Source organism: Brevibacillus schisleri (assembly GCF_055685845.1).
Genome location: NZ_JBVNDM010000001.1, coordinates 5,530,674 through 5,553,254, shown reverse-complemented (window position 1 = coordinate 5,553,254; position 22,581 = coordinate 5,530,674). Strand labels below are relative to the sequence as shown.

The window sequence follows — 22,581 nt, the reverse complement described above, 5'->3', positions numbered from 1 at the left end:
GTGAGGATGAAAATTGGCTAGAAAAATCAATGGTTTTACCCCTGAGTTCTCTGACTGGCTCAAGTCAAATAAGGTTTCGGTCAGAAAGCTGCAAAAAAATCCTGAATCCCTTGGTCAGTATTATCAAGAGTGGGCAAAAACAAGCCGTAGGACGAGAAAAGAGTCTCGACCGCCAAGGGTTTCCAATCTAAACCTTGATATGGGAACCATTTTAAATGGTGTACGCATAGCAAACGAGGTATTCAGAACGTTCCAAGGAGCAAATGGGCTTGGAAGTATGTTTAGAAGGTTCATGTAGTGATCATGAATCTTGTTTGGAGCTATTCCAGCAATCCCAGCTCTTGGTAAACCTTGCTGGACACGACACCGTTTGGTATTAATTTTCGATCCCGTTGAAATTTCTTTAGAGCCGCAGTTGTCGAGGATCGAAACTTGCCATCGCATATTCCGTGATAATAACCAGCGCTCTTCAATCGAGATTGAATGAGCTGAACATCTCCACCAACGTCTCCCTCGGCTAAATCTCTAGGATCGTGGCTCAGGTCCCCTAATACATGACCATAAATCGTTACTTTTGTTCCGAGTGGAATCATCTTGAACAGTTCGATGACGTCGTTATTTCGCATGCGGATACAACCATGGCTCAAATGCTGTCCGATGGAATACGGCTTGTTTGTGCCGTGGATGCCATAAATTCCCCAAGGGACGTTTAAACCTAACCATCGTGGACCGAATGAGGGTCCCCAATCTTTTCCTTTGTATATGACTTTGTATTCTCCAACTGGTGTAGGTGTAGAAGGATTACCAACGGCAACGGGATACGTTTTTATTGTTTTCCCATGCTTTTTGACAATTAACTTGTGTTTCCTGGGATAAACCTCAATCGTAAAAATCCCTTGGTCGCTAATGATTGGTAACGAATGCTCGGCGTAAACAATTTTTTGACCGATTTCAATTTCTACTGGAAAGCTAACAGTTAAGAGAAGAATGGCAGCAAAACAAATGAGCAAGTGGGTTATCGTTCGATTCACCATTGTCTATGTTCATCCGATCATCTGTTTTTTTCACAGTACAACTTTAATTTGTGAATGGAAACAGCATTTTATTCGGGACAAAGTGAAAGCCCTCCTCATCAGAGAAGGGCTGTTTCTTTGTTTATAGGTCGTAATACAGCTCATACTCTTTTGGATTCACTGTCCGCTCGACTTGTTCAATCTCACCACGTTTTTGTGCAATCCAGCCTTCTATTACTTCTTTTGTGAAAACATTCCCTTCGAGCAAGAAATCATGGTCTTGTTCCAATGCGACCAGTGCTTCTGCGAGAGAGGCGGGAGCGCTCTTGATCTCGTGCTTTTCCGCATCGGACAAGTCGTAGATGTTTTTATCCATTGGCCCAAAGCCCAGTTCACGCGGGTTGAGCTTGCGCTTGATGCCATCGAGGCCAGCCATCAGCATGGCGGCAAAAGCCAAGTACGGGTTAGCAGTAGAGTCCGGAGTGCGGAACTCAATGCGGGACGCTTTTGGCGTAACGGCAGCAATCGGAATCCGAACGGCAGCAGAGCGATTTCCTTTGGAGAAGACCAGATTCACTGGTGCTTCGTAGCCGGGAACCAGCCGCTTGAACGAGTTGGTGCTCGGGTTGGTCAGGGCGATTAACGCAGGGGCGTGGTGCAAAATACCACCAATGTAATGCAGCGCAGTCTCACTTAGGTTTGCGTAGCCGCCTTGCTCATAAAACAATGGGGTATCGCCGTTAAACAAGCTTTGGTGAACGTGCATGCCAGATCCGTTGTCACCAACGATTGGTTTTGGCATGAAGGTAGCAGTTTTGCCGTGTTTGGCAGCTACGTTTCGCACGATGTATTTGAATAGCAATAGATTGTCTGCTGTACGAGTCAGTGTATCAAAGCGGAAATTGATCTCACCTTGACCGGCTGTTGCCACCTCATGGTGATGGCGCTCGACATGCAAGCCGCATTTTGTCATCAGCGTGCACATTTCATTGCGGATATCCATTTGAGAGTCTGTTGGTTGAACAGGGAAGTATCCGCCCTTGTTGCGTACCTTGTAGCCGAGGTTTTGTCCTTCTTTACCCGTATTCCAGAAAGCTTCTTCTGAATCGATGTGGAAGAAGGAACCAGACGGACCAGAGGCATAGCGTACGTTGTCAAAGAGGAAGAATTCGGATTCAGGGCCAAAGTAAGCAGCGGTAGCGAGGCCAGATTGTTGCAGATAGGCCTCAGCCTTGAGGGCAATGCCGCGAGGATCGCGTGTGTAGACGGTGTTGTCTGGGTTGACGATGTTGCAGATGATATTCATGGTTTTGGCTTCTACGAAAGGATCGATGAAGGCGGTTGCCGGATCGGGCATCGCTACCATGTCGCTTTCTTCAATGGACTTGTAGCCGATTAGACTGGAGCCATCAAATGCGACGCCATTGCGGAATGTTCCTTCATCTACCGCGTAGGCAGGAACGGTGACATGGTGTTGGCGGCCGAGCAGGTCAACGATGCGAAAATCTACATATTCCACTTTTTCCGCGTCAATTGTGGACAGGACTGTTTTCATATCCAACAAGATTCACTCCATTCACGAATTAAAGTTATGAATTCACTATCAATGTTCGGTTTTTACTTGGTTTCTATATTCTGAATTATATCGACAGTTATAATTGTTCGTCAAGAAGTTTTCTTACGTTTGTTGTTAGATTTTCTAACATTATATTGTGGGGTTTAGAAAATGGTTACTTTCTAATAAAATGTAGACAAACCAAGACTTATAAACGCGGAGGCGGTATAGATGAAGGTTCTCGTACTGGGAGCAGGGGGCATTGGCGGTTATTTTGGTGGCAGGCTGGTTGAATCGGGAGTAGATGTAACGTTTCTTGTGCGCGAGCGTAGGTACAAACAGTTACAGGAGCGAGGCTTGCGCATTCAGAGCATTCATGGAGATTTGCTTTTGGAGCAGCCACAACTGATTCAAGCAGGGGAGGAAGCAGGACCATTTGATGTTGTGCTGTTATCCAACAAAGCCTACACGCTGGAAGAAAGCGTGAATGCCATCGCTCCGTACGTAGGTGAGGACACAGTCGTCATTCCGCTGCTGAACGGAATTGCGCATATGGAAGTGTTGTGGGATCGTTTTGGGCGGGAGCGTGTGCTCGGGGGTCTTTGTTTCATTGAAACGACGCTGAATGCTGATGGCGATGTTGTGCAGACAAGTCCTATTCATGATGCGGTTTTCGGTGAGTGGGAAGGCGGCAAAAGTGAGCGTGTAGAGCGAATGGAGCAAGCTTTTTCCAAGATCAACGGAACGATGCGTGCTAGTACAAATATTCAACGGGAAGCCTGGCACAAATACTTGTTTATTGCGACGTTTTCCGGTATTACCACACTGATGAACTCCGCTGTTGGACCGATCCGGGAATCGGCATGGGGAGTAGAGCTGACACGTCAGCTCGCAGACGAAATCGCTTCTGTCATGAACGCTTTGGAGGCACCAATCAAGCAAGATATCGTCGATAAACAAATGGAGACTTTCCAAAATCAGCGTCCTCAAACGAAATCGTCCATGCTGCGCGATATGGAAAAAGGTCTTCCGGTGGAAGCAGATCATCTTCAAGGCTACCTCTTGGAGCGAGCAGAACAAAAAGGCGTGTCCACACCGCTTTTAAAAGTTGTCTACAATAATCTGAAGGTTTACGAACAGAAGCGTGCAGGAGACAAATAAGGTATAATATTGGGTGAAATGTCTTTCGCTCACGCATTATAAAAAGTAGGAGGGGTAAAGATGGAAGTCATCAAGATTTCCCCCCGTGGATATTGTTACGGTGTGGTAGATGCCATGGTATTGGCACTGCGAACAGCGCAAAACTTTGACTTGCCCCGCCCGATTCATATTTTGGGCATGATCGTACACAATGCTCACGTCGTCGAGGCGTTTGAAAAACAAGGGATAAAAACATTGGATGGAGAGGATCGGCTGGCTCTCTTGGATCAGGTTCAGGAGGGAACGATCATCTTCACGGCCCATGGCGTGTCTCCTGAGGTGCGCAAGAAAGCGCGCGATAAAGGCTTGACCATTGTCGACGCGACTTGCCCAGATGTAACGAAGACACATGATCTGATCCGTGAAAAAGTAGCGGAAGGCTATCATGTGCTCTACATCGGGAAAAAAGGACATCCTGAGCCAGAGGGTGCAATGGGGATTGCGCCGGATCACGTACATCTGGTTCAAAAGCTGGAAGAGCTGGACGCACTCGATCTGCCAACAGACAAGCTGATCGTTACGAACCAGACGACCATGAGTCAATGGGATGTCAAACATCTGATGGACGCCATTTTTAAGCGTTTTCCTGGCGTGGAAGTGCATAATGAAATTTGTCTCGCTACGCAGGTTCGTCAGGAGGCTGTAGCGGAGCAAGTAGGAGATGCAGATTTGTGTATCGTCGTAGGCGATCCGCGCAGCAACAACTCCAATCGTTTGGCACAGGTCTCAGAAGAAATCGCGGATGTTCCGTCGTATCGAATCGCTGACTTGTCAGAGCTCGACATAGAATGGCTGCGTGGAAAGAAAAATGTGGCAGTTACTTCTGGCGCTTCGACGCCGACTCCATTGACGAAGGAAGTCATCACCTTCCTGGAGCAGTTCGATGAGTTCAACCCGGCTACATGGGAGAAAAAACGGACCGTCAACATGGCGAAAATATTGCCAACGGTAAAATAAATCATGTAGGCATGCTCTGTGTTATGTTTTCTTACACGGTTAATTAACCTCAAAATAGGAGAGTTATATGCCAGAATCACTTTCCGGTTTCGGGCTGGGGGGCGCAAAAGGTAGATACGTAAGTCTTTGCGCCCTTTATCTTTTTATTTACTACGGGTTTGGCGCTTTTGCTCCGCTTATTACGCAATACTACGAATCCATCCATCTAACTGGGACCCAAATTGGTCTCATCAGTGCAGTCGCGCCGATCGTTTCCATAGTAGCGCAACCGATGTGGGGTATGATCTGTGATCGCTATCAAATTCGCAAAACTGTGCTGATTCTGACATTGATCATCACGGGTTTGACGGGACTTCTCTTTACGGGTGTCTCCACCTTTGTCTACGTCTTTTTGCTCTACATATTGTTGTCGTTTTTTCAAAGTGCCGTCGTTCCCATCTCAGATAGCTTGGCTCTCGGCTATGCCAAGGGACATGGCATTCAGTTCGGCGACATTCGCTTGTGGGGAGCAATTGGCTTTGCACTAGCGGCATTCATCACCGGTCTTCTCGTTGAGCAGTGGGGGCCACATTTTCTTTTTTACTCGTTTTGCTTGGCGTTTCTGATTGCTATTCTGTTTCTTCGGAAGGTTCCGGAAGAAGTGACAGAAGCATCGCGGTTTCGCGTCAGTATGCTGGCGGGGATAAGGGATTTGGCACGAATTCCGCGATTTGCGTTGTTCTTGATTTCATCGTTCTGCATGATGGGCTCTGTAAACGCCAATAATATTTGGTTTTCCCTGTTTTATCAGGATATCGGAGGGACCATTGCGGGGATCGGTCTTGCCTTCTTGCTGTTTGCAGGTAGTGAGGCTCCTTTTATGAAGCTGGCGGGTTATATTGTCCGCAGGTGGGGACTGGAGTTGACGTTGCTTCTATCAGCGGTTTTTTGCGCGATGCGCTGGTTTTGGTATAGCTCCGCTCCAAGTACGACAGCCGTGATTACGATGTTCTTTGTGCAGGGGATTTCAGTAGGCTTTTATTTGGCAACGGCAGCCCAATTTGTGCGCGAAAATACGCCCGCATCCCTTCAGGTGACGGCGTTGGCCATCTTCTTTTCGGTGGGAGGCGGGCTTGGTTCGATGTTTTGCAATTTGGTAGCAGGGTGGATCAAAGATTCGTTTTCAGTACTCGCCATTTATTTGTTTTTTGGAATCATCACCACGATCGGGATCATTCCTCTGCTCATGATAAAATTCGGACGGTGGAAGCAAATCTCACCAGACGAAGAAGTGCAAGCTAGTCAATGACGAGCATGCCTTGGAAGCCTGTTTCCGGATAGCCAGGTGCGTCAGATACGAAATGATACCGACCACGTTTGGCGGCTGAAAACTGTAAGAGAGTCGATTGAGTCGGCTTCAATTCTGTGGATGTAAGGTTCAGATCACGAATGGATAGATTGTGAGGGCGCGTATCGGTGTTGACGATCATCAACGAGACTCGCTCTCCTTCGTGTGCAGTCAATTGATTGGGCAAAAAGCCAGCGCTAGAAATCGTAACGGTATGTGTCCGTGTCGCGATCGCGTACGAAGCGGGCAGGCGATGGTGATGATGTGTCCAAAGTAGCGTTAATGTCACAGCCAAAGCGATGATGGGATAACGAAGCTGCCGATACCAGTGACGAGACATTTTGTTTTCAACTCCTTTGAGGACAATAGCATGGGAAGTTACTATTATCCTGTCCTCGGAGTGAGGGGGATAAACACTTTTTCCCTATTCGATTGAAGAAGGAGTGGAAAAACGTATGAAAAAATCGTTTCGGGTTTGATCAGAGACTGTTGATGATTGATTCAACAGCCTTTTTTTATTTAGTATTTTTTGTAACCTTTTGCTATTTCTTGCGATTAATTAACATTGAAAGAAATACGGGAGGATGTAAATGATGAAAAAGCTGAATAAAGTGATTTTTTCGGTAACAACTGCAACTTTACTTGCTACTACGCCAATCCATCTGACGAATAATGGTCAAGTGCTGGCGGAGGAGAGCAAGGCAAAGGAGCTTACACCTGAATGGAAAGGGAAGGTAGAGCTTGCAATCCAAAAGGTAAAGGAAAGGCTGCCATATTTATCCGATTTTTCTTACAGTACGCTTAAGATTTTAGAAAAAGATGATGGAACGAATGATATAACCATCATCTTGCAAACGTCCAAGGAGAAGAAGAAGCCGTCTTTTGAATTCGGTTTGGATAAACAAGGGAATCCCGATTGGTTTAGCTACGACGAGGAATTTCCCGAAGAAGGAAGGCCGAAGATTGAGCATGACAAGGTAGTCAGCAAAGCAACAGATTTTATGAAACAATGGTATGGTCCAGATATGGGCGGCTTTGCCTATAACCCTAACTATTCAAGGGACAACGAGGCCCATTTTACAAAATTGGTAAACGGACTTCCGTATCTGAATATAAATGTTCGTCTAACCGTAAACAGCAAAGGAGAAATTATTTCGAAAGGATCAGGTTTACATAAATATAATCTTGGAGACGATGCACCCGCCTTGGAAAATATGAAGTTTGCTGATCCAAAGGAAGCCATATCCAAGGATCAGGCTGAAAAAGCCTTCGCCAAACACCTGAAGCTCTTTTATTTGAAACAGCCAGTAGAGAGATGGGACGAGAAAACGAAGAAATACTTGTATGGCTCTCCTACATTACGATACAAATCGGAATTCTCGGAATTTATCGATGCCAAAACAGGCGAGGAAGTTCCTCCTTATGTCGGTTCGGCGAACGGTTCGGGGAGTGCATATAATCCCATTGTCAGAGTGAATCCTGTCGGTAAGGAAGTAACCGTAAAGACGACAGAGGAAGCAGCAGCTATGTTCGCTGCTTTTGGGATCGAGAGCAAAGCTGAAAAAATAAAAGAAGGCATTTCTGAAGATACAAAAGGTAAGAAATATACACATGAAATCAATAAAGACTTTGATGCTGAAATTGAAACGGAGGAAGAAACAGGACGATTCATGAGCTACCGTGTGGTTGACAAGAGAAAGAAAGAAATAAAATTCCCTAAAGAAGATCCAAACGGAAAGAAATGGCTAACGCCAGAAGAATCGATGAAACTAGCTATTGCTGCGCTGGAAAAGTACGGACCAAAGCAATTAAAAGAAGTGATGCCGATTGGGAAAGCAGAGTTTCAACAGAGAGGCGCTGTGCAGGGCTTCAGGTTTGTAAATGTGCACGAAGGGATTCCCGTTCTGGATGATGAGATTTTTATCAGAATAGACCGTATCACGGGAGAGGTGATAGGTCTGCATATGGAGGATGTATCTTGGGAACCACTCATTCTGCCTGACCCCAAAAAGGCTGTATCACATGAGCAGGCGCTAAAGGAATACTTGAAAGTGCGTCCACTGGAGCTGCAATATTTCACATCAGATGTCGATATTGAGTCGGATAACCGAAACTATCAACCCATTCTGGTGTACAGAACAGCTATATCTCTAGACCACCGAGAAATTGATGCCCTAACCGGCAAATTTACTACTACAGGTGAAATTCATTACAATCCGTACTAAGACAGGAGGCTAACCCGTGCAGGAGGATATCGAGCAGCGGATTAGCGCGATCTATCATGCTCACTATCAGGACGTTTACTACTTTCTGCTCCATTTTACGGGCAACCAGAATGATGCCGAGGATTTGACGCAGGAGGTTTTTACGAGAGTGTTAAAAGGGCTCGCCGGATTTGATGGCAGAGTCACTCTGAAAACATGGCTCTTCTCCATTGCCAAGCATGCGGCGATCGACCAGCATCGCAAGCAGAAGGTCAAGTCCTTTTTCTCAGAAAACTGGCTGATGAAGCTGGCGACCAAGGAAGGGAGTCCGGAAAACGTCCTGACCAAGAGGGAAAACGTTCGTGAGCTGAAGCAAGCGATCCAAAAGCTAGCGCCCCATTATCGTCTGGTTCTGATTCTGCGCTGCATCGAGGAATACAGCGTCAAGGAGACGGCAGAAATCCTGGGTGTATCGGAATCCAAGGTGAAAGTAAACACCCATCGGGCATTAAAGCTGGTCAAAGAAATGATGGATGATATGGAGGAAGGGGGCTTCCTAAATGAGTGGGCTAGAGGATGAGAAGCTGACGGTCCAACTGCGAGGGTTAAGAAGGCAAGACCCACCCCCTCGTCAGGAATTTGTCACCTATTTGGATCAGACGCTGGTTAAACAGGCAAGGCAGATGAAGCAGAGGAAAAAAGTGGGACGTATCTTGTCGATGACAGGAGGTGCAGCTGCAACTATCGTACTGGCTCTCTTGGTAGCTGTGCCTGACGGAAAAGAAGCACCAGGTGGGGCCAGCAGTGTACGTACGGAGCAGCGTGCAGAGAATGTGCCTTCACTGGCAAAAGAGAAGGACATACCGGAGCAAAGGAATATTCCTCCTGTTGCCGAGCAGCGGAAAATAAGCCAGGTGAAAGAACAGCCCAAACAGAAAGAACAGAGTGTCATTACGCAATCACAATCGCTCCCAAAAAGCCAAACACTGCCCAAAACGGCAACCACGCCAAGCAATACGCCAATGCTGTCTGTCGAGCAATATATGAAGCAGAAATTAGGCGATAAAAGTAAGCAATATCAACTCGCTTCTAACCATCTGGAAAAAGATACGGCTGTTTTTCAACGCGTCATTAACGGTATACCGTTCGCCGACAGTGTCGTGAAGGTTCACTTGGAGTCAGATGGAACACCAGCGGGAATGGTCATGGAAGAGAATCTCGATGTAGAAGCGGATTTCTCGCTATTTCCCAATCCAGAAAAAGCAATTTCCAAAGAGGAAGCAGTACAAAGGCTGACAGCCAGTTTGAAGCAAGAAGAAGTAGCGACTTTTGCAGGCTATATCAACGCATTGAACGGGGAAGTCCTCGATCATCGCTTTCAGAGCGTGGCAGCAACTGGTAGCTATAGCCTCATCCCGATTCAGGCACAAGGTAAGCTGCTCATGGCCAACTCAGATGAGGAGATAGCCACTCTGATCCAGAAAGAGTTCGGTGTACGTATCGGAGGGGATAACCGTCCATTATCAACAGAAGAACACGAATCGTACATGGAATATACGTGGAAAATGACAGATGCTACTTATCTTACTGCGAGGTTTGCCAAGAAATCTGGTCAACTGCTGGCGTATCGGATGAAAACAAATACGGAGTCACATACTTCCCCGGAGCTGTCCCAAGCAGAAGCAGCCCAAATCGGTGTCAAAAAACTGGCGTACTATTTGCCAAGACAAATCACACAGCTTGCAATGGAGGGCTCGGCGGTGGAAGACTCAGCAATCAGGCTAGACTTCATTGCCATTACACAAGGAGCAAGAGCGGAGAGTCACAAGTATAAGGTTTGGGTGGATAGCACCAGCAGACAGGTAGTAGGCCTGGAAGGGAATTTTTCAGAGATAGAAAAAGCTTCTACAGAGCCTAACAAGGGGAATCGTCCCTCCCTGGAACTGCTTTATGTTTGGCCGGAATTAAACGGAAAACGGACGCCAAGACCCTATCTGGTGTACCAGGTGAAACAATAAAACGACCGGGCTGCCTATTTGAGATACGGTTCTCCGCGCTAGTCTTACTTGGGCTATTCATTCGGCTAACAGAAAAAAGGGGCGAGCCTGTTACTCGTCCCTTTTGCTTTTAGATAAATACATGTAACAACAAATAAATGGCCGCTGCGAGAAAGGCAGAAATCGGCAGCGTAATAAACCAGGTGATCACGATGCGTTTGGCAACACCCCAATTGACGCTTTTTAGCCGTTTGGCTGCACCGACCCCCATGATCCCGGAAGAGATGACATGGGTAGAGCTCACAGGCAAGCCTAACTGCGTAAAGGTAAAAATGATCGAAGACGAAGTGAGATCGGCAGTGGCTCCATTAATCGGTTCAATCTTGGTGATTTTGCCCCCGACCGTCTTGATGATTTTCCAGCCTCCGATAGAGGTTCCCAAGCCCATCGCGAGGGCACAAATGAACTGCACCCAGAAAGGAATCGTGCTGGTATCTGTATGCAGGTCAGCGGCAACGAGAGCGAACACGATAATGCCCATCGCTTTTTGTGCGTCATTCGTTCCATGTGTAAAGGATTGCAGGGCCGCCGTGAAAATCTGAAAGAAGCGAAATCCCCGGTTGACCTTGGTAGGAGGAACCATGATTCGACTGAAAATGAAATAAACCAAATTCATCATGAGGTAAGCGGCAACCAGCGCAATAACCGGTGACACTATAAGTGCCTGGAATATTTTTAAAAAACCAGTCCAGTTGATTTGCGCACTCCCGGCGGAAGCGAGGACTGCCCCTACGAGTGAGCCGATGAGAGCGTGAGACGAACTGCTGGGGATACCGTACCACCACGTAATCAAATTCCAAAGGATCGCAGCCAAGAGAGCAGCCATGACCACAAGTACACCGAATTCCAGCTTGGTTGGATCGGCGATATCTCCACCAATAGTTTTGGCGACCCCAGTAAATGTCAGGGCACCGATAAAGTTCATGATAGCCGCCAGGCCAATGGCAATCTTAGGCGGGAGAGCCTTGGTGGATACGGTGGTTGCGATGGCATTGGCAGTGTCGTGAAACCCGTTGATGAAATCAAAGAAAACAGCCAAAATGATAACGGCAATCACAAGGGGAAGGCTCGTATACATGAAAGTAGGTCTCCTTGCTTAAGAGTTGCCCATGATCACGGATTCCATCGCATCCGCGACATCCTCGCAATGATCCATGACATCTTCGAGCACTTCGTAAACCTCTTTGAGCTGCATAATGTGAATCGGATCGCTTGAGGTTTTGAACAATTGCCGAATGCTGCTCCGCACCAATTCATCCCCTTCGCTTTCCAAATCGTTAATGCGGATGATGTACTCCTTCATGGCGGACAACTTTTGCTTTTGAAGCAGTTCGATGGCGAGAAGAATTTGCTTGGTAGCTTCTTCGATGAGTTGACCGAATCGTACCATCGTTTGATCTGGTTCCATGATATCGTACATATAGAGTCGCGAAGCGCAAAACTCCAATCCGTCCAGCACATCATCCAGCTTGACGGCAAGGTCCAGAACGTCCTCACGCTCGATTGCGGTAATAAATGTCTTGTTGATTTGCACGATGATTTCATGGATGAGCTTGTCGCCTTTTGTTTCGTACACCTTCATCTCTGTAGAAAAGGTTTTGACAGTCTCCAGTGAAGTGATTTTGTATTCATTAAAATAGATCGCCGTCTGATGCACATTTTTCGCAATCTCATACAAGTCATCCAAGAGTGCATCCGATTTGGTAAAAAGCATTAAACAAACCTCCACTTCGAAAACCCGAATAGGAGTATTTTGAGTGGAGGGGATGGGGATTATTCACTTTTTCATGAACTCTTTACGAGATGAGTAATTGGGCCGCCATATAAAAGGCCACTCCCCACATAATCACAGCCGAAATCATATTCAGGCCACGCTGCAATTTTCCGGACCGGTCCAATCGTCCTGCTGTACGACCAGCTACAGAAAGGCCGAAAAACCAGAAGCAGGATACGAGGATGCAGGCAACAGTAAAGCTCCACTTTTCTGTTCCCGAATAGCTGAGTGAGCTGGTGCCGATGACCCCGATCGTGTCGAGAATCGCATGCGGGTTCAACAAAGAGACAGAGGCCGCAAACATGATTTGTTTTTTGGCCGAAAAGCGCTCTTTCTCTCCAGCCTCAGTATCTGGACGGCTACGCCACGTTAAATATCCCATGTACACCAAAAAGAAGAAACCGATGACATATAGCACCGTTTTCAGCCATGTGACTGTCAATACAACCAAAGAGACTCCCAATACCGCTAATAAAATGAGCAGGGTATCGCAGAGTGCCGCAGTCAGTACGACGGGCATGGCGCGAAGCAATGTAGGTTGTAGAGCCCCCTGATTAAAAACGAAAACATTTTGTGCGCCGAGCGGTAAAATAAGCCCAAAAGCAAGCACAAAACCGTGCAAAATCGCTTCCAGCATGATCGTTTCCTCCCCGTTTCTCTCTCGATGCAAAGGCCATTTGCATTACTGTCATTATTCACGGTTGTGAATCTGTTGTCTCCAGCCAATTGGTTTACATCTAAACCAACCAATTTGTACAATGATCAGAAGAGGAGGAATGTGCCTGTGCTAACGATAGACTGGAAGCCTGACAAATCATCTGACATACCGATCTACGCGCAGATCGTAGCGTATATGAAGGGGAAAATTGCAGGTGGAGAGTGGCCGATCAATAGTAAATTGCCAACACAAAGAGCGTTGGCGCAAGCCTTTGAGGTAAACCGCAGTACGGTGGTGACGGCGTTGGAAGAGCTAAAAGCGGATGGTTTCATTGAAGCAACCGTAGGTAGTGGCTCCGTCGTCAGTAACAACACGTGGTCCTTATTGACGACCGCGCCGCCACCCAATTGGCTGGGCTACGTGCAAGCAGGAGCACATCTACCCAATTCGCCGACGATTCAGGATATCAATCGTTATGAGCCAGACCCGAGGTACATTCGTTTAGGGACTGGTGAGCTGTCGCCGAGCTTGATTCCTGTTGCGGAGATGGAAGCGGTCATGGCTAGCTTGCAGGGCAAAATGACTCATCTCGGATATTCGGAGCCAAAAGGGCTGTTGCCTTTGCGCCAAGCGATCAGCGATCATTTGCGGAGCAGGGGGATCGAGGCTTCACCAGCGTCTATTCTGGTCGTTTCGGGGGCCCTTCAAGCCTTGCAGTTGATATCGATTGGCATCCTTCACCGTGGATCTGCCATCTTGCTCGAACAGCCTTCGTATTTATTCTCTCTGCCTTTGTTTCCATCATCGGGAATGCGTCTGGTTGGTGTACCGATGGATGCGGAAGGAATCTCTCCCCAAGTGTTAACGAGACAAAAGCAGGCGCATAACGCAGCACTCCTCTATACGATTTCGGCTTACCACAATCCGACTGGGATTAGTATGTCAGAGAACCGAAGGGAGCAAGTGCTGGCTGCATGCGAGCGGGAGAGGCTGCCTGTATTGGAAGACGATGTTTATGGAGAATTGTGGTTAGACGAACCGGGGCCATTGCCGTTAAAGGCGAGGGATCAGAGCGGGTTAGTCTTATATTTGGGCAGCTTGTCCAAAACGCTCAGTCCAGGGCTGCGGATCGGCTGGATTGTAGGTCCTGAGCCAGTCATAGAACGCCTCGCGGATGTAAAAATGCAGACGGACTACGGAGCAAGTGCGATTTCCCAATGGGTGGCGACAGAATGGCTCACAAGCAATAGATATTCCCGGCATCTGGATCAGCTTAGAGCAGCTCTGCGTTACAGGAGGGACAGGATGTGCGAATGTCTTACTCGCTGGTTTGGCGATTTCGCAGATTGGCATATTCCGCATGGCGGTTTTTATATCTGGCTGCGTCTGCATCAGGCAGTCTCTATGCGCAAGCTTTTTACGGAAGCACTGGCAAAAGGGGTCCTGTTAAATCCGGGCTTTGTTTATGATCAGACGGATAGTCATCATCTTCGCTTGTCCTACGTGTACGCAGAAGAAGCCGACATGGAAAAGGCGTTATATGTAATAGCGCAGCTCCTGCGTGGTAGGGGGTAACAAAAAAAGACACCTGCTAGGGTCAGGTGTCTACTGCTATATCAATGATAAGGGAACTGTGTGGAGTACCCGCTAAACTGCTGATAAGCTTGCTGGAGTTTTTGTTGCTCGGCAGCCTCTAGCTTGTACCATCCCTTTTGGAACATGAGATTGAAAGCATCGCGGGCTGATTGATGGGTTTCATTCAAAATTTGCAGCATGTCATCATAAAGCTGCTGGTGGCTGGCTTCACGAACAGCGATGTTAAAGTTATCTGTCAAGTATTTGCAGGTAGCTAAACAATCGTTGAGATAATCACGATCGTTCATTTGCGGACCTTTTACTTGTGGCAGCTGACCGGATTGTGGATTGGCGATCTGGTTTTGGTTTGGCATCCCGATTCCTCCCTTACTGCATTTGTTGTTGCTGTTGTGATTGCTGTTGCTGGGACTGCATCTGTGGAATGGTCGCCATCACTGCGGTGTTGTTGTTTTGCAGGTGACTCAGCAGTTTTTGGTAGTGTCGCTGGTGCATTTGTCCTTGCTGTTCCAGACATTGCTTGACCTGGGGATCAGTAGCTTGCTGTGCAAAAGCATGCAGCTTTTTGAAAGCGATCAGTTCCCATGACAAAGCATCCTTGAGATAGCTCAAGTCCTTTGTCGAAATGACCTTAGGCGGTTCGGGAATCGGAGCTTGAGCAAAGGGCTTGGAAGACAGGATGGATGGCATAAGGTTGCTCCTTTCAGATGGAATCATGTATAGGATGAGCAACAAGTTAGGATGCAACCCCTGAGGATTGCAGCCAAAAAAAAATCCGGTCGCAAAGGACCGGATTAGGTTAGCTCCAGCGATAAAACGACGATGTCGATGCTGGCGGGAGCGATATTGAGACAATAGTGAGCTTCTTTGTACAACGTAGATTGAAGGGCATGGATAAGTGCTGGAATATTTGTCATGTAAGGCAATTGAAGAGCAATCGAAACCTGGAACCGAGGTAAATCTTCAAAGCTGGAGACGATCTTGACCACATGCTGGACCTCGCCAAACTGGTTGCAGGCCGCTTCAACGATTTTTCGCAACACCTGGGGATGAATCATGATACGTCCACCTGAAAATGGAGGATGAACCACAGTTGTTTCCCCAATGACTTCTTTTTTCGAGCTGAAAATCTGTTGGGCTGAAGAAATGAGACGCTGGAGGAAATCTTTTTCTACCTCCACACGAGGAATCGGTATCGTATGCTTGCCCATTGTTTCCCGCACGTAGCGGGCAGCCTCGATTTCCTGCGGAGGCTTGATGGATTCAATCGGGATGAAGTCCACCTGAAAAGGCAAATGCAGCGCTTCGACGATACGACTAATCATCCGTTGCGAAGTTCCTAACACGAGTAGTCGGCTTGGTTGAATCTCGCCAAGACTTCGCCGTACTTCTTCAGCGTGCTCCTTATAATGAAAAATAGCTCGTTTTACCGCCTGAATTTTTGTCTTCTCATATTTGGCAGAGGTTCCGGCCACCTTGCGTCCCTGGTAAATCAGGATGCCATCATCAATAATGGCGTCGATGTTCATTCGGTGAGCAAGTTCTAATGCACTGGTGCTTTTTCCTGTTCCACTGGTGCCGTACAAGGCGTAAATTTCCATGGGACCTCCTTCGTCATTTTTCTCGACTATGCTTGATCCTTTTTATTATACATGACAAGAAGGAGGGACAAAACGACTTTACTGGTATTGTGCCCCCATCTCCCGCGATCTTTCGGCAGCACGCAGGATGGCTGCCGTGACAGCCTCCTGAAACTGATAGGCTTCCAATACTTCCAGCCCTGCCTGGGTCGTTCCGCCCGGACTTGTTACTTTTTGGCGGAGAATCGAAGGCTCTTCGCGTGTATCGAGCAGCATATGTGCTGCGCCAATCACGGTTTGCAGCGTTAATTGGCGCGCCATTTCCCGATCCAGTCCCGCTGTGGCACCTGCCCCCATCATGGCCTCTACCAAATAGTAAATATAAGCAGGGCCGCTTCCAGACAATCCAGTAATGATGTCCAGCTCTTCCTCGGCGACTTCATATACGGTGCCAATTGCTTCGAAAAGTTTGGTAGCCAGCTCGCGGTGCTCTTCCTGGACGAAAGGATTCGCGCACAGTCCGGTAGCAGACAAACCAACCGCAGACGATGTATTGGGCATCGTGCGGATAATCGGGCACTCTGCACCGAGCCACTCTCCGATCAAGCTGGTGGAGACGCCAGCGATTACCGAGATAATCAATTGGTCGGAACGAACGACCCCACGCAAATCCAGCAAAGCCTCTGCGGCATCCTTCGGCTTGATAGCCAAAATCAAAATATCGGAAGAACGGACTACGTCAAATTTGTCCTGAGTAGCAGTTACTCCGTAGTCATTTGCCAACTGCTCCAAACGCTCCATATTGTTGCGGTTCGTAACGGAAATACGCTCAGAAGGGAGTAACCCTTTTTTTACGATACCGGAAAGCATGGCCTCCACGATCGAGCCTGCACCGAGAAAACCGATCCGCCCTTCTGTAATCGCTGTTGCTTGGTTGCTCATGATGATTCCCTCCCTTTTGGACTATCGGATTTGGCCGTTTCCGCGTACGACATATTTGTAAGAAGTGAGCGCTGGCAAGCCCATTGGCCCACGAGCATGTAATTTTTGCGTGCTGATGCCGATTTCAGCACCGAAGCCGAATTCTCCACCATCGGTAAAGCGGGTAGAGGCGTTGTGATAAACCGCTGTGGCATCGATTGCAGTCAAAAACTGACGGGCTGCGATTTCATCTTCCGTTACGATTGCCTCGGAATGGCCGGAAGTATGCGCTGTAATATGTTCAATGGCCTCGCTCAGGCTATCGACAGTGCGAACCGCCAGAATCAGCGAAGAGTATTCTGTGTCCCAGTCTTCTGAGGTTGCTTGGTGCAGTTGAGCGGCGAGGTCAGTATGCAGCTCTATCGTACGCTCACAAGCGCGGAGCTCAACGCCCTTCGCCAAGAGCTTTTGAAGCAAGGCACGTTGATTTTCCTGTGGCCAACTGCGGTGCACAAGTAGTGTTTCGGCAGCGTTGCATACGGCAGGACGACTTGTTTTGGCATTGATCACGATGCTTTCAGCCATGTCGTAGTGAGCCGCTTCATCCACATAAATGTGGCAATTGCCGACGCCTGTTTCGAGTACAGGAACGCTTGCGATTTGTAGAACTCGCTGGATCAGTCCTGCGCCACCCCGTGGGATGATGACATCGACGAGACCATTGGCGGTGCACAAGTAATCGACAGAAGCATGTTCGGCAAAAGGCAAGTACTGCACCGCTTCCGCGTCAAGTCCGGTCGCAGTGAGCGCTTGACGAATGCTAGTCACCAACGCGAGATTGCTATGAATAGCGCTGTGGCTGCCACGAAGAACGATCGCATTGCCCGTTTTGATGGCGATTGCTGCTGCGTCAACGGTGACGTTCGGTCTGGCTTCATACACCATTCCAATGACGCCGAGAGGGACGCGGATTTGTTCGATGAAAAGTCCGTTTGGTCGTGTCCACGAGTCGATCCGTTCCCCGACAGGATCATCGAGGGATACCAGCTGTGCAAGGCTATCCACGAGTTGTGTTATTCGCTCTGACGTCAACAAGAGACGATCTAGATAGGAGGCAGGCTGACCGTCTGCTCTCGCGATGGCGATGTCTTTGGCGTTTTCGGAGAGAATAACAGCCTCATCTGCCAGCAGCTGGTTGCCGATTGCGACGAGCACCTCGTCTTTTTGTTTGCGAGAGAGTAAAGCCATTTTTCGTGAAGCCTGTTTGGCCAGGCTCAATTGTGTATGCACTTTTTCCTTCAAGCTTTCCATGGTTGCTCCAACTCCTTTTTCTATCTACATGGATTCGTTTAGATGACAGGCGCCCATTCATCTCGATGTATAACAGTACCACTGTGTCGCGTTACGTTGTCAGGGGAAAGAAAATCACTTAACTGTGCTGCGGTAAATCTGCTGATACCGCGACCGATCAACGTCCCCTCACAGTAAACCTCGATAACCTCACCTTGCTCGAACATGCCGGATACATCGCGGACACCTGCTAGAAGCAAGCTTTTGCTGTTTTCCAAAATCGCTTCAGCTGCACCACTATCAACCGTGATTTTTCCACGGATAGGGGAGTGAAGCGCAATCCATTGCTTGCGAGTAGGAACGCTGTTTGTTGCAGATGCTTCGGGATGATAGTTGACGTAGGTGCCATTCCCGTTGCCAGTAAGGACATCGAGCAAATCTGTGGGATTCGTCAATTTTCCAATAAAGCCGGGAATTCCTAATGATTGGGCGGTTTTTGCTGCGATCAGCTTGGAGCGCATACCACCTGTTCCCAGTTGGGAAGCTCCGCCTGCAAGCGCCTCGATTTCGTCCGTCACACATTCGAGCCAGCCCATGTGTTTGGCATCAGCATGATAACGCGGGTCTTTGTCATACAGGCCATTCGTATCAGTCAGGATCATGTACAAATCGGCATGGATGAGACCAGCGACGAGTGCGCCCAGCATATCATTGTCTCCGAAGGTCAATTCCGCTACGGATACCGTGTCGTTTTCATTGATGATTGGCAAAATGTTTTTATCTAAAAGCAGTGACAGAGTAGAGAATGCGTGTTGATATCGTTCCTTGTGGGAAAAGTCTCCTCGTGTGAGTAAGATTTGCGCCACGCTGAAGTTATGGGCGCCGAACATTTGCGTATAGGTTTGCATCAACAGGCTTTGCCCGATGGCTGCCGCTGCTTGCTTGGCTGCCAAGGATCGCGGTCGCTGCTGATAGCCGAGACTTTGATAACCGCTGGCGACAGCTCCTGAGGAGACTAGGACAACCTGATGACCCGCTTCGCGCAATTGACTGATAGCGGAGACGAGCAAAGACATTTTCGCCGGATCAACACCGCCTGTAGCTGCTGCAATCGAACTGCTCCCCACCTTTACTACCAAACGCAATTTACCCTTTTTCATGTTCAAAACCCCCTTCTTGCATACAAAAAAGCCCTCTCGTCTCTTTGATAAGGACGAAAGGGCTTGAAAACCTCACGCGGTACCACCTTATTTGACGTTTTGGACTGAAGGCATACTTCAGCCAAGAAACGCCCGGCTCTCTTTCTTTGATAACAGGTGAAAGAAACCTGTCCAGGTCTTCCCTGGATGCTCTGGGGTGGGTTCAAACCGATTCAAGGACGAAACCTCTCAGCCGGTGGATTTCGCTCTCTGGACCTGAAGGGCGGTTTTACTATTCCCCGTCATTGCCGCTCACTATGTGCTTATTAATTCACTATTATTCGCTGGATCCGCAAGAAATGTCAAGAGGCTTATTGAAATTGTTCATTCCCATAAGCGCCCATCCGTGATTTTATTTCGAACCGTTTCGTCTTTTGATCGCGCACGAGTCGGTAGCGCAGCGTGCGGTCAGAAGCAAAGGAGGAATCGGTTACATCTTCCACGGTCACATTGAGTTCCCCATTGTTTTTTTGAACAGTCGTGTTTCGTACCGAGATCAAAGTCGGATAGTCGACGCGTGGGATTGCTACATATACCTTTTCCTTTACCAACTTGGTTGTCATGTTGTCGTACATGGCTTCTGCCAGTGGACGGCTCCAAAAATGACTGAAGTACCCCGTTATCTTGTCTTTACTGTCGAAGCGCTTAGGCAATTCCCGAAAGACGAGACCATCCTCAACTACAGATTTGCCCTTGGCATTGTCCGCGGCAGCGTAATATACATTTTCCAGTTGATGCTCGGCTTGTTTCAAAAAGAGGACGACATCCATTTTGTTATCCCCAAGCTTTTGGATGGCAGACTGCGCGGCAGGCTTACTCTGTGTTTTGGCCTTGTTTTTTGCATGCTCCTGCTTTACTTGCGTCATGCATCCTGTGACGAGCAAAGAGAGAACGAGAATAAACATCCAGTTTTTCCAGTTACCTTTCATGGCGCACCTCACTTGGGAGCAGTCGTTTAACGTTAGCGTGTGTGTCAAAAAAGACAAATAGCCCAGTAAATATATGGATAGGGGTTGTCTGACTCTCGGATTATGTCTATCATGGAGAGAGTTGGACAGATCGAACGATTGAGGTGGAATATATGTTTGGGTTTGGCAAAAAAGCAAAAAAACCAGACGGGATTGATGTGTTGATTATCAAAACCGATGAAGCGAAAACTCGCAACTTTTATCAGGTTGCTTTCCCTAGCGTGGTAGCGAATGATATTTTGTCCATGCTGCAAAAATTGGAGAAATCAAAAATGAACAAGCCGGAGTTACTGGGGGAAATCGGCGGTTTTCGTATCGTGACCCACTTGGAGGCCTTGACTGGTTTTGACATTTTGGATGATGCCGATACGGAGGGACATCCAGTACAGATTCAAGACTTTGCCAACATGCTTCTGCGTCGTTTGGAAGCTTTGGAGGAAAGTGGAAATTTTATCGAAAACGAAGATTTAGCATTCATGATGGGCGAGTTGACGATGCTGCGTGATGGCAGCTTTGTACCACAAAACTAATCATGAGAGCCGTTGGGATAACCGACGGCTCTTTTTCTATTCCCGCTGATTATAGGCCTTATGGCAGGAGGTCTAGTCGTCCTCGCCAGTTTTTCGCTGGGGCCATCCATGTTAGGGACCGCTCTTGGGATTATCGTCCTGTTCACCCTCATCAACATTTTCCTTTATGGACCTCTTGTGACCAGGGAGCCAGGCTGGTTAGAGCAGATTGAAGGATAGTCAGCGCATAGAGAAAAAGGATATAATTGGGCCGCTCATACAAAGTGCGGCTCTTTTTCATTTCTTCTGAAAAAGTATAACAAAGTTCCGTTTTCATCCCGATACAAGAAAGGGAGAGATCAGACCCAGGAAAATAGACCAATATGGCAGGAATGGATGCTACCGAGGGAGAATTACCAAAAAAAGGGAGTAAGGAAACGATCATGAAAAGAAAGGAGTTATCGTAAGTCATGGTAAAGCGTTTTGCTATCGTTTTTTTCTTGGTACTGTTAGTGGTGCAAAGCGTTTTTTCAGGGAGTGCGAATGCGGCTGGGCCTGGCATGTATACGGACATACAGGGACATTGGGCAAGTGAGCAGATCGAAAAAATGGCGGATCTCGGCATCGTAAAGAGAACGGGATATCAGCCTTTTTACCCAAACAAGCCGGTTACTCGAGGCGAAGCTCTGGTTATGCTGAATCGCGTATTTGAGACAATATACGGACCGATAGAAAAGCCAGAACGCAAGCCAAACCTGGATCAGCGCTATCTACTCCGGGGGGAAGTAGATCAACTGCTGAGCAACCTAAAGACCATGATGAAAATCGAAACAGACGATCTGGGCAAGTTTGATCCAGGAGACCGGATGCTGTACTATCTATATTTGGCTGAAACCGGGCACTTGATGAAAAAGCAAGAGAAGGAAAATCCGAAGTGGTGGATGTCCAGTGCCGGGATGCAGTGGCCATTGACGAGAGAAGAGGCCAGCTTGATATTGTTTCATATGATGGCCCCACAAAAATTCCGTACAGCCAATATTAAACCACAAGATACAGTCTCTTTCTTTAACAGCTATTACGAATGGAAGCGCGACCGATTCTATCGAGATACATATTCGCCATATCCACTGGCGATCCGGGAATTCAATCTGTTTCGCACAGAGAAGAACTTTTCTCCGAACAAAATCCTGACGCGTGCAGAATACATCGTTGTGATGGATCGATTGATCGATTATTACCGGATGGATGTAGCTTCGCAGTTCCGGGGTTCACCTGCGAATCAGCAGCATATCGCGCAGGTGTATTTACGAGCAGCGAATTTGGCGTACGAGACAAAAAATGAGAAACAGCTGTCTGCGCTCTTTACCGACGATGCACGAAAAAGCGTGGCAAAGCTGGAGCAAGTGCCTACGTACAACGGGCCGGTAAAAGTAACGGTCAAGGCAGACGAAAACAATTCGAAAATCCTTTGGGTGATTGCTCATTATCTAGACCCGAAAAACGGAGACTTCCAGATTGAATACCGTTTGGAAGAAGACACGTCCAACGCATACGGACGTAAGATCACTGCACTGATTTACACACAAAAATAGCACAGAAAAGGGGGCATTGGACAACAGTGTGCCCCTTTTCTTTTCTTTCATGAAGTGACGATTGCAACTGACAGAATTTTCGATTACAATAAAAACTGAACGGTGATTCAGTTGGTGGGAGCGTAGCATCTCCGGGCGTGTAAAACAGCCAAAACGTGGGATGTCATTTTTTAACCCACATACT

Annotated in this window: 23 protein-coding genes; 10 read left to right on the top strand and 13 right to left on the bottom strand. The window is 47.8% G+C overall.

Features of this window, described 5'->3' with window-relative positions; translation table 11 throughout:
- The first annotated feature begins 13 nt into the window (after positions 1 to 13).
- Complete coding sequence (locus tag ACUUHJ_RS26405) at positions 14 to 298, top strand: hypothetical protein (protein WP_064201553.1); 285 nt, start codon at positions 14 to 16, stop codon at positions 296 to 298.
- A gap of 22 nt (positions 299 to 320) precedes the next feature.
- On the opposite strand, the gene ACUUHJ_RS26400 is transcribed toward ACUUHJ_RS26405, so the two are convergent.
- Together ACUUHJ_RS26400 and glnA are read right to left on the bottom strand one after the other, a co-directional pair.
- Positions 321 to 1,034 (bottom strand): L,D-transpeptidase family protein, encoded by a 714-nt coding sequence (locus ACUUHJ_RS26400; RefSeq protein WP_289674521.1) that lies wholly within the window; start codon positions 1,032 to 1,034, stop codon positions 321 to 323.
- Positions 1,035 to 1,155: 121 nt separating this feature from the next.
- Entirely contained in the window at positions 1,156 to 2,574 is a 1,419-nt protein-coding gene (gene glnA / locus ACUUHJ_RS26395; RefSeq protein WP_142497002.1) for a type I glutamate--ammonia ligase, read from the bottom strand.
- A 225-nt stretch (positions 2,575 to 2,799) separates the two neighbouring features.
- On the opposite strand from glnA, the gene panE reads away from it, so the two are divergent.
- The 3 genes from panE to ACUUHJ_RS26380 all read left to right on the top strand — a co-directional run bounded on the left by panE (position 2,800) and on the right by ACUUHJ_RS26380 (position 6,013).
- Positions 2,800 to 3,729: a 2-dehydropantoate 2-reductase gene (gene panE / locus ACUUHJ_RS26390; RefSeq protein WP_472300418.1), complete on the top strand. Its 930-nt coding sequence runs from the start codon at positions 2,800 to 2,802 to the stop codon at positions 3,727 to 3,729.
- Between the two features lie 60 nt (positions 3,730 to 3,789).
- Positions 3,790 to 4,725 (top strand): 4-hydroxy-3-methylbut-2-enyl diphosphate reductase, encoded by a 936-nt coding sequence (locus ACUUHJ_RS26385; protein ID WP_472300417.1) that lies wholly within the window; start codon positions 3,790 to 3,792, stop codon positions 4,723 to 4,725.
- A 67-nt stretch (positions 4,726 to 4,792) separates the two neighbouring features.
- The gene (locus ACUUHJ_RS26380; protein ID WP_289674517.1) at positions 4,793 to 6,013 is read left to right on the top strand and encodes an MFS transporter; all 1,221 of its coding nucleotides are present in this window, start codon (positions 4,793 to 4,795) and stop codon (positions 6,011 to 6,013) included.
- Here ACUUHJ_RS26380 and ACUUHJ_RS26375 read toward each other — a convergent pair.
- Positions 6,003 to 6,392 (bottom strand): cupredoxin domain-containing protein, encoded by a 390-nt coding sequence (locus tag ACUUHJ_RS26375; RefSeq protein ID WP_016742915.1) that lies wholly within the window; start codon positions 6,390 to 6,392, stop codon positions 6,003 to 6,005. The two genes, ACUUHJ_RS26380 and ACUUHJ_RS26375, sit on opposite strands and share 11 nt — an antisense overlap.
- A gap of 250 nt (positions 6,393 to 6,642) precedes the next feature.
- On the opposite strand from ACUUHJ_RS26375, the gene ACUUHJ_RS26370 reads away from it, so the two are divergent.
- The 3 genes from ACUUHJ_RS26370 to ACUUHJ_RS26360 are packed head-to-tail and all read left to right on the top strand — an operon-like array spanning position 6,643 to position 10,274.
- Positions 6,643 to 8,277, top strand: coding sequence for a YcdB/YcdC domain-containing protein (locus tag ACUUHJ_RS26370; protein WP_472300416.1), 1,635 nt, complete (start codon positions 6,643 to 6,645; stop codon positions 8,275 to 8,277).
- A 16-nt stretch (positions 8,278 to 8,293) separates the two neighbouring features.
- Entirely contained in the window at positions 8,294 to 8,836 is a 543-nt protein-coding gene (locus ACUUHJ_RS26365) for an RNA polymerase sigma factor (protein ID WP_472300415.1), read from the top strand.
- Positions 8,817 to 10,274, top strand: coding sequence for a hypothetical protein (locus ACUUHJ_RS26360; RefSeq protein ID WP_472300414.1), 1,458 nt, complete (start codon positions 8,817 to 8,819; stop codon positions 10,272 to 10,274). Before ACUUHJ_RS26365 ends, ACUUHJ_RS26360 begins: the two co-directional genes overlap by 20 nt.
- A 109-nt stretch (positions 10,275 to 10,383) precedes the next feature.
- Here the strand turns inward: ACUUHJ_RS26360 and ACUUHJ_RS26355 are convergent, their stop codons facing one another.
- The 3 genes from ACUUHJ_RS26355 to ACUUHJ_RS26345 all read right to left on the bottom strand — a co-directional run bounded on the left by ACUUHJ_RS26355 (position 10,384) and on the right by ACUUHJ_RS26345 (position 12,724).
- Positions 10,384 to 11,391 (bottom strand): inorganic phosphate transporter, encoded by a 1,008-nt coding sequence (locus ACUUHJ_RS26355; RefSeq protein ID WP_472300413.1) that lies wholly within the window; start codon positions 11,389 to 11,391, stop codon positions 10,384 to 10,386.
- 18 nt (positions 11,392 to 11,409) lie between these two features.
- Positions 11,410 to 12,027, bottom strand: a complete 618-nt coding sequence (locus tag ACUUHJ_RS26350; protein WP_289674510.1) for a DUF47 domain-containing protein — start codon at positions 12,025 to 12,027, stop codon at positions 11,410 to 11,412.
- A gap of 82 nt (positions 12,028 to 12,109) precedes the next feature.
- Complete coding sequence (locus tag ACUUHJ_RS26345) at positions 12,110 to 12,724, bottom strand: LysE/ArgO family amino acid transporter (RefSeq protein WP_472300412.1); 615 nt, start codon at positions 12,722 to 12,724, stop codon at positions 12,110 to 12,112.
- 147 nt (positions 12,725 to 12,871) lie between these two features.
- On the opposite strand from ACUUHJ_RS26345, the gene ACUUHJ_RS26340 reads away from it, so the two are divergent.
- Positions 12,872 to 14,320 (top strand): aminotransferase-like domain-containing protein, encoded by a 1,449-nt coding sequence (locus ACUUHJ_RS26340; RefSeq protein WP_472300411.1) that lies wholly within the window; start codon positions 12,872 to 12,874, stop codon positions 14,318 to 14,320.
- Between the two features lie 41 nt (positions 14,321 to 14,361).
- On the opposite strand, the gene ACUUHJ_RS26335 is transcribed toward ACUUHJ_RS26340, so the two are convergent.
- The 7 genes from ACUUHJ_RS26335 to ACUUHJ_RS26305 all read right to left on the bottom strand — a co-directional run bounded on the left by ACUUHJ_RS26335 (position 14,362) and on the right by ACUUHJ_RS26305 (position 20,257).
- Entirely contained in the window at positions 14,362 to 14,694 is a 333-nt protein-coding gene (locus ACUUHJ_RS26335) for a spore coat protein (protein ID WP_015893141.1), read from the bottom strand.
- A gap of 13 nt (positions 14,695 to 14,707) precedes the next feature.
- The gene (locus ACUUHJ_RS26330) at positions 14,708 to 15,028 is read right to left on the bottom strand and encodes a ferritin-like domain-containing protein (protein WP_015893140.1); all 321 of its coding nucleotides are present in this window, start codon (positions 15,026 to 15,028) and stop codon (positions 14,708 to 14,710) included.
- A 104-nt stretch (positions 15,029 to 15,132) separates the two neighbouring features.
- The gene (locus ACUUHJ_RS26325) at positions 15,133 to 15,939 is read right to left on the bottom strand and encodes a hypothetical protein (RefSeq protein WP_289674507.1); all 807 of its coding nucleotides are present in this window, start codon (positions 15,937 to 15,939) and stop codon (positions 15,133 to 15,135) included.
- Between the two features lie 78 nt (positions 15,940 to 16,017).
- A complete protein-coding gene (gene proC, locus ACUUHJ_RS26320) occupies positions 16,018 to 16,860 on the bottom strand; it encodes a pyrroline-5-carboxylate reductase (protein WP_472300410.1) in 843 nt (280 codons plus the stop codon).
- A 21-nt stretch (positions 16,861 to 16,881) separates the two neighbouring features.
- Complete coding sequence (locus tag ACUUHJ_RS26315) at positions 16,882 to 18,150, bottom strand: glutamate-5-semialdehyde dehydrogenase (protein WP_289674505.1); 1,269 nt, start codon at positions 18,148 to 18,150, stop codon at positions 16,882 to 16,884.
- A 38-nt stretch (positions 18,151 to 18,188) separates the two neighbouring features.
- A complete protein-coding gene (proB, locus tag ACUUHJ_RS26310; RefSeq protein ID WP_289674504.1) occupies positions 18,189 to 19,289 on the bottom strand; it encodes a glutamate 5-kinase in 1,101 nt (366 codons plus the stop codon).
- Between the two features lie 350 nt (positions 19,290 to 19,639).
- Positions 19,640 to 20,257, bottom strand: coding sequence for a hypothetical protein (locus ACUUHJ_RS26305; protein WP_472300408.1), 618 nt, complete (start codon positions 20,255 to 20,257; stop codon positions 19,640 to 19,642).
- Positions 20,258 to 20,409: 152 nt separating this feature from the next.
- Between ACUUHJ_RS26305 and ACUUHJ_RS26300 the strand changes: the two genes are divergently transcribed.
- Both ACUUHJ_RS26300 and ACUUHJ_RS26295 read left to right on the top strand, forming a co-directional pair.
- Positions 20,410 to 20,826, top strand: coding sequence for a hypothetical protein (locus tag ACUUHJ_RS26300; RefSeq protein ID WP_472300407.1), 417 nt, complete (start codon positions 20,410 to 20,412; stop codon positions 20,824 to 20,826).
- Positions 20,827 to 21,275: 449 nt separating this feature from the next.
- A complete protein-coding gene (locus ACUUHJ_RS26295) occupies positions 21,276 to 22,397 on the top strand; it encodes an S-layer homology domain-containing protein (RefSeq protein WP_472300406.1) in 1,122 nt (373 codons plus the stop codon).
- Positions 22,398 to 22,581: the final 184 nt, after the last annotated feature.